Source organism: Streptococcus sp. A23 (genome assembly GCF_043674155.1).
In the GTDB taxonomy this organism is placed as follows: Bacteria; Bacillota; Bacilli; order Lactobacillales; family Streptococcaceae; genus Streptococcus; species Streptococcus suis_V.
Genome location: NZ_JBIMJP010000003.1, coordinates 151,120 through 157,119, shown reverse-complemented (window position 1 = coordinate 157,119; position 6,000 = coordinate 151,120). Strand labels below are relative to the sequence as shown.

Annotated in this window: 5 protein-coding genes; all 5 read right to left on the bottom strand. The window is 46.3% G+C overall.

Annotated elements, in window-relative coordinates; all coding sequences use genetic code 11:
• Positions 1–467 precede the first annotated feature (467 nt).
• Entirely contained in the window at positions 468–2,321 is a 1,854-nt protein-coding gene (locus ACHBIE_RS03130; protein WP_105122287.1) for a proline--tRNA ligase, read from the bottom strand.
• Between the two features lie 195 nt (positions 2,322–2,516).
• Positions 2,517–3,776, bottom strand: coding sequence for an RIP metalloprotease RseP (gene rseP / locus ACHBIE_RS03125; RefSeq protein ID WP_394732692.1), 1,260 nt, complete (start codon positions 3,774–3,776; stop codon positions 2,517–2,519).
• Positions 3,777–3,785: 9 nt separating this feature from the next.
• The gene (locus ACHBIE_RS03120) at positions 3,786–4,592 is read right to left on the bottom strand and encodes a phosphatidate cytidylyltransferase (protein ID WP_105122233.1); all 807 of its coding nucleotides are present in this window, start codon (positions 4,590–4,592) and stop codon (positions 3,786–3,788) included.
• A gap of 9 nt (positions 4,593–4,601) precedes the next feature.
• A complete protein-coding gene (locus tag ACHBIE_RS03115) occupies positions 4,602–5,357 on the bottom strand; it encodes an isoprenyl transferase (RefSeq protein ID WP_105111706.1) in 756 nt (251 codons plus the stop codon).
• A gap of 111 nt (positions 5,358–5,468) precedes the next feature.
• Positions 5,469–5,792, bottom strand: coding sequence for a preprotein translocase subunit YajC (gene yajC / locus ACHBIE_RS03110; RefSeq protein ID WP_105111707.1), 324 nt, complete (start codon positions 5,790–5,792; stop codon positions 5,469–5,471).
• Positions 5,793–6,000 lie beyond the last annotated feature (208 nt).

The window sequence follows — 6,000 nt, the reverse complement described above, 5'->3', positions numbered from 1 at the left end:
AAGAGCAGATAACGTATCCTGAATTTTTAGCACAGAAAAAGACTACTAGGGACGAGCTAGTAGCCTAACATAAAAAAATTTCACTTTGATTATATCATAGGGAAGGAGTTTTTGCATTCTTTTGAGTTTTCGTATAAAAGCCTAGGCTCGCTTTCTTTAGTTTGTGTCAACATCTCAGCGCAGGGGTTGATTGGCTTTCACAATTTGGGGAACTGTGAAAGGTGGGAAATTGGGATTGTGAAACAATCCTCAGCACTTCGTGTTTTACGCTCCGAACCAGACCTTTACGTATGATGCGAACTGAGTTCGCTCAATTTCCGACCTTCAACTGTCTCCCAAACAGTTGAAGCTGTGCGGGGAAAACGAACTCTCTTTTCATCTATCGAGTTCTTTCTCGCTCCCGAACTAAAAATCACATAATAAAATAGTTAGAGGCTGGACTTTATGCCCAACCTCTCCTTTATTTGTTACTTATTCAAAATTTTCAAAGTTTCCAAGAGCTGGTCGACATGGACTTCGACAGTGTCGCCAGTGCCCTTGATTTTGACTTCGACCACGCCGTCGGCAGCTTTCTTACCGACCGTCACACGGATTGGCAAGCCAATCAAGTCACTATCAGAGAATTTAACGCCGACACGCTCGTTACGGTCATCTGTCAAGACTTCATAACCAGCAGCTACCAAGCTTGTTTCGATTGACTGGGTCAAGGCCATCGCTTCTTCATCTTTGACATTGACTGGAATCAAATGTACATCAAACGGTGCCAATTCTTTAGGGAAGTTGATGCCCCAAGCGTAACGGTATTCACCTTTTGGCGTCTTATTGACAAAGAGGCGAGCGTGTTGCTCCAGAACTGCTGACAAGAGACGGCTAACACCAATCCCGTAGCAACCCATGATAATCGGCATGGCACGACCATTTTCATCCAAAATCGTCGCATTCATGCTGTCTGAGTAGCGCGTACCCAGCTTGAAGATGTGACCAATCTCGATACCGCGGGCAAAGTTGAGCACACCGTGTCCGTCTGGAGAAGGCTCGCCTTCCTTGACTTCGCGAATATCCACATACTCAGTCACTTGGAAATCACGCCCTGCATTGGCACCTGTGTAGTGGAAACCATCTTCGTTGGCACCAACAACAGCATTTTTCAAATCTTGCACCTTGCGGTCTGCAATAATCTTGATGTTTTCTGGCAAGCCGACTGGTCCAAGGGAACCGAATCCAGCACCGAAGACTTTTTCTGCATCAGCTGGGCTTGCTACATCAAAGAAATCTGCTGCCAAGTGGTTTTTCAACTTGACATCGTTAACTTGATCATTGCCAACAAGGAGGGCAACAACTGGCTCTCCGTCAGCCATAAAGAGCATGGTTTTAATGGTCTGCTCTTCCGCAACATTCAAGAAAGATGCCACCTCATCGATGGTTTTAGCATCAGGTGTAGCAACTTTAACCAAGTCCTCTTCGACGACAACTGCTGTACTTGGTTTGTACTCGCTGGTTGCCATTTCTAGGTTGGCAGCGTAGCCAGACGCGCTAGAGTAGGCAATGGTATCTTCACCAGAAACATTCCAAGCCAAAAGTTCCGCCTTGATGGCTGCCAATACGTCCTCTGGAATTTCGTCAAAAGAAGCTACCGACTTGTCCAAGACAACCCAGCGGTCAAGGTCGGTACGGTCTGGTGTAATGGCCATAAATTCTTGACTGTCCTTACCACCCATGGCACCACCATCACCGATGATAGCCTTGAATTCCAGACCAGCACGAGTAAAAATCGCCTCGTAGGCACGCTTGTAATCGTCGTAGGTTTCATCCAAACTCTCGTAGCTAGCGTGGAAACTGTAGCCATCCTTCATGATGAATTCGCGACCGCGCAAGAGACCGTTACGTGGACGTTTTTCGTCGCGGTATTTAGGCTGGATTTGGTAGATATTGAGTGGCAATTGCTTATAGGATTGCACCGCATCACGCGCCAATAATGTCACTGTTTCTTCATGGGTTGGACCCAAGATAAAGTCGGAACCCTCGCGGTTTTTGAGCTTGTAGAGGTCGTCACCGTAGGTATCGTAACGACCAGACTCGCGCCAAATGTCGGCTGACAAGAGGGCTGGTGCCAAAAATTCAATAGCATCAATCTTATCAAATTCCTCCCGCATGATATTTTTGGCTTTTTCAATCACACGGTTGGCCAACGGCAAATAGCTGTAAATCCCAGCGGAAATCTGACGCACATAACCAGCACGCACCATAAGCGCATGACTGATGACCTGCGCATCAGAAGGCATCTCCCGAAGAGTCGGGATAATCATTTTAGATTGTTTCATGTTGATGATACAGAGAGCGACCAAAAAGCGACCGAATTTTAGGAAACGACCTGAAATCCTGATTTCAGAAGTCGTTTATCTAAATTCCGAGCTTTTCGCTCGAGTTTAAATCTAAAAACTCTCTGTTCCTTTCTTTTTCTTAGTTTTCAGAACTTCCTGCGTTTAGCACGCATTCAGTTCCTTGCAAATTTTATTTTAGAAAAATACCCGCATAATGTCATTCCAGGTCACGACCAGCATGAGGACGACCATGATTGCAACGCCTGCCAGCGTGATGTAGGATTCCGTTTCTGGCTTGAGCGGTTTGCGACGAATTCCTTCCAGGATATTCATAACAATTTTACCACCATCAAGGGCCGGAATCGGAATGAGATTGAAAATTCCTACGTTTATCGACAACGTAGCCATCAGTCCAATAATGGACATCCAACCATCTTGAGCCGCTTGATTGCTGACAGAGTAGATAGCCACAGGACCACCTAGTTGCTTGACATCAAAGCTGGCAATCAGATTTTTCAAGGCTGTGACAATCATGAGAGCTGTCACTCCGGCCTGCTGGACACCACCAATAATCTTGTCCAAGACACCCGTCTTCAAAATAGGGGAAACACCTAGTCTGTAGGTGCCATCTTCCTGCTTGGCAGTCACAGACACATTCTTCTCAGTCCCGTCCTGCTCCACAAGCAAGTCAAACTTAGGAGCACTGCTAGCATCCTGCACTGCCTGCCCAATCACCTTAGAAATATCGGCGTAAGAATCTGTTGCCTGACCATTGACCGAGAGAATCTTATCTCCAGTCTCTAATCCAGCAGCTGCAAGGGCACTACCCTCTACAACCGTCACCTGATTGCTAGACGTATCGGCCACACCGCCCTGCATGAACATAAGCAGGGTGAAGGCCAAAACACCGAGGATAAAGTTGTTCATGGGACCCGCAAAGTTAGTCATGAGCCGACCCCAGATCGTCGCATTTTGATACTGGACATCCAGCGGTGCAATGCGGACTTCCGTCCCATCTTCCTCGACAATGGTCGCGTCGTGGTCCACCTTATAGGTCTTGGTCTCATCCAGGACCAGACCAGTGATTTCCAGCCTATCTTCAAAGTCAAAGCCGGTCACATTCATGGGCAGACTGTTGACATCAAAGCCCTTACCCGATAGGTTGATTCGAGTCACAATGCCGTCTGAATTGAGGGTCAAACTGGCCGGTGTCCCGGTCTTAATCTCCGTCTTGTCCTCGCCCCAGCCAGCCATACGAACATAGCCGCCAAGCGGAAGAATACGAATCGTATAGGCCGTCCCGTCCTTGCCCGTATGAGCGAAAATTTTCGGACCCATACCAATGGCAAATTCCCGAACTAGGATGCCTGCTTTTTTGGCGAAATAGAAGTGACCAAATTCATGGATAACCACAATCACGCCAAATATAAAAATAAATGCTAAAATTCCCTTCATGGAACCTCCTTAAAATAAGCCGAAGAAGTGCATGATTGGAAAGACAAAAATGACACTGTCAAAACGATCCAAGATACCGCCATGCCCTGGAATCAGATTACCAGAATCCTTGACACCAAAACGGCGCTTGATAGCACTCTCAACCAGATCTCCAAACTGGGCCACGACAGAAAATACAGCCGCCAAGACCAGCATCAAGGGAATTGAATAGACGTCACGAATTTCCTTGGAGAAGATGAGATAGATGGCTGCCACTACAACTGCCGAAGCAATCCCACCGAGAAAACCTTCAATGGATTTATTAGGTGATACCAGAGGAGCCAGCTTGCGCTTGCCAAACTGACGACCAAGCATATAGGCACCAATATCCGTCGCCCAGACAAGCAGCAGGGCAAAGAATAGCTTGTTGAGACTATCCATACGCGCCAGGGCCAGATTGTGGAAACCAACCCCGATATAAAAACTGCTGGCAATAGGATAGACCACTTCTGAGTAAGTATAGGTGCCTGTATGGAAAACGATCGAACCCATCAGAATAAAGACAATGACCGTAAAGGCCACATAGTTCCCATCCGTCGGCAAAAATGGCAGATAGTTCTCAAGCGGAAGGGTCAAGACAAAACTTCCCAGCATGGCCAGGATACCCTCAATGGAATTAGGCGCCAGCTTGTACATCCGCATCAATTCCGCAGTAGCCAGCATGGCCAAGAGCCCCAGCACCAACTGGAAGGTCACCCCACCAATATATATAACAGGGATAAAGAGGGCCAGTGCAACGACCGCCGATATCACCCGTGTTCTTAGTTCCTTTGTCATCATTTCTCCTTACACACCACCAAATCTTCTATGGCGACGATTGTATTCTTTTATGGCTAATAGCAGAGCTTCTCCATCAAAGTCCGGCCAGGCCACGTCAGTGAAGTAGAGCTCACTGTAGGCTATCTGCCAGGGCAAAAAATTACTGAGACGGAGTTCACCACTGGTCCGAATGACCAAATCAGGGTCTCGCAGGGAAACCGGCAAACTACCTGTATACAGATAATCAGCAATCAGCTTGTCATCAATATCCCCTGGATTGAACTTAGCATCCAAAATATCCTGCGAAATCGCCTTAATCGCACGAGACAGCTCATCACGACCGCCATAATTCAAGGCAAAATTGAGGATGAGACCGGTATTTCTCCTGGTCTTTTCTTCTGCCATCCGCAGTGCCTTCAAGGTCGCCTCTGGCAGGCGAGAATGGTCACCAATCATCTGGATTTTCACATTGTTGGCATGAAGCTCCGGCACGTATTTATCGTAAAATTCAACCGGCAAATTCATGATAAATTTGACTTCCTTCTCAGGACGGGACCAATTTTCCGTTGAGAAGGCATAGACTGTCAGGACCTTGACCCCTAGTTTAGACGCTGTTTTTGTTACCTTTTGCAGGGCATCCATACCGGCCTTATGACCCATAATCCGAGGCTGCATCCGTTTTTTGGCCCAGCGCCCATTCCCATCCATAATGATGGCAATATGTTTGGGCACCTCCACAGGCGTCTCAAACTTCTCTTTTTTCTTAAAATTCCACTTAAACATGACTTTTCCTCAAGCTATAATCAGTCTATTATACCACAGTCTCTAGTTTTTAAGCAAAAAGCACATCATGAGGATAAGATAAAAACCAAGGATTCCCCTGGTTTTTCGTCTTTATTCCTCAATAACTGATTCTTGAACTGGCTCAACCGTTTCTAGAGCTGGTTCTTCTGCTACTACTGTTGTCGTGGTAGCCGGCGTCACACGATTGCGAATGGCTCCGCGTTCAAAAGTCAAATAGACACCGTCCACATCCAGAACGACCTTCTTGTCGTCGATTTCATCAACGATACCAAACAAGCCACCGATGGTCACGATTTCGTCACCTTTTTTGATTTGACTAAGGGCGTCTTGACGCTGTTTCTGTTGCTTACGCTGTGAATAAAACATGAAACCAACCATAGCCACCATGATTAGGGGTAAAAATAAACCTTCCATTTGTAAACCTCTTTATTTTATAGAATCTAGTAAAATCTATTATAGCAGAATATCAAAAAAGAACAAGTTCAGATAGAACTTGCCCTTCAATCTTTAATTTGAATATAGATCCAACACGGTTTCGGCAATCCAAAAAAGAGCTAGACCTGAACAGAGCAGCAATACCACTCCTACTATTATCAAGAAGGTTCTCCACCCTTTTGACAGT

Excerpts from the sequence above, each read along its gene's own strand:
- ACHBIE_RS03130 (WP_105122287.1), bottom strand. The coding sequence starts at position 2,321 with ATGAAACAATCTAAAATGATTATCCCGACTCTTCGGGAGATGCCTTCT.
- rseP (WP_394732692.1), bottom strand. The coding sequence starts at position 3,776 with ATGAAGGGAATTTTAGCATTTATTTTTATATTTGGCGTGATTGTGGTT.
- ACHBIE_RS03120 (WP_105122233.1), bottom strand. The coding sequence starts at position 4,592 with ATGACAAAGGAACTAAGAACACGGGTGATATCGGCGGTCGTTGCACTG.
- ACHBIE_RS03115 (WP_105111706.1), bottom strand. The coding sequence starts at position 5,357 with ATGTTTAAGTGGAATTTTAAGAAAAAAGAGAAGTTTGAGACGCCTGTG.
- yajC (WP_105111707.1), bottom strand. The coding sequence starts at position 5,792 with ATGGAAGGTTTATTTTTACCCCTAATCATGGTGGCTATGGTTGGTTTC.